The organism is Metamycoplasma equirhinis, assembly GCF_006385185.1.
GTDB lineage: Bacteria > Bacillota_I > Bacilli_A > Mycoplasmatales > Metamycoplasmataceae > Metamycoplasma > Metamycoplasma equirhinis.
The window spans coordinates 1-788 of record NZ_VFIX01000028.1 but is presented as its reverse complement, the minus strand read 5'-3'; the positions used below and the strand labels follow the sequence as shown (position 1 = coordinate 788).

The window sequence follows — 788 nt, the reverse complement described above, 5'->3', positions numbered from 1 at the left end:
ACCACCATCACCATCGTCGGAAATCTGACCGCTGACCCCGAGCTGCGGTTCACCCCGTCCGGTGCGGCCGTGGCGAATTTCACCGTGGCGTCAACGCACCGGATCTATGACCGTCAGACCGGCGAATGGAAAGACGGCGAAGCGCTGTTCCTCCAGTGCAATATCTGGCGGGAGGCGGCCGAGAACGTGGCCGAGAGCCTCACCCGGGGGGCACGAGTCATCGTTAGCGGGCGGCTTAAGCAGCGGTCGTTTGAAACCCGTGAGGGCGAGAAGCGCACCGTCATCGAGGTCGAGGTCGATGAGATTGGGCCTTCGCTTCGGTACGCCACCGCCAAGGTCAACAAGGCCAGCCGCAGCGGCGGGTTTGGCAGCGGATCCCGTCCGGCGCCGGCGCAGACCAGCAGCGCCTCGGGAGATGACCCGTGGGGCAGCGCACCGGCGTCGGGTTCGTTCGGCGGCGGCGATGACGAACCGCCATTCTGACCCCAAGAACTGCAAATCAAGAAACGGAAAGATAGACACTCATGGCCAAGTCCAGCAAGCGGCGCCCGGCTCCGGAAAAGCCGGTCAAGACGCGTAAATGCGTGTTCTGCGCGAAGAAGGACCAAGCGATCGACTACAAGGACACCGCGCTGTTGCGCACCTACATCAGCGAGCGCGGCAAGATCCGCGCGCGTCGGGTCACGGGCAACTGCGTGCAGCACCAGCGAGACATCGCGCTCGCGGTGACGAACGCCCGCTAGGTGGCGCTGCTGCCATTGACGTCTTCGGTTCGGTAGCGCCGAATG

1 protein-coding gene and 1 pseudogene are annotated in these 788 nt (G+C 64.5%); both read left to right on the top strand.

Annotated features, from left to right (window positions below; all coding sequences use genetic code 4):
* Nucleotides 1-6: 6 nt before the first annotated feature.
* Nucleotides 7-468 (top strand): annotated as a pseudogene (locus tag FJM08_RS08510) (single-stranded DNA-binding protein); the annotation flags it as partial.
* A 56-nt stretch (nt 469-524) separates the two neighbouring features.
* Complete coding sequence (rpsR, locus tag FJM08_RS08505; RefSeq protein ID WP_140031742.1) at nt 525-743, top strand: 30S ribosomal protein S18; 219 nt, start codon at nt 525-527, stop codon at nt 741-743.
* Nucleotides 744-788: the final 45 nt, after the last annotated feature.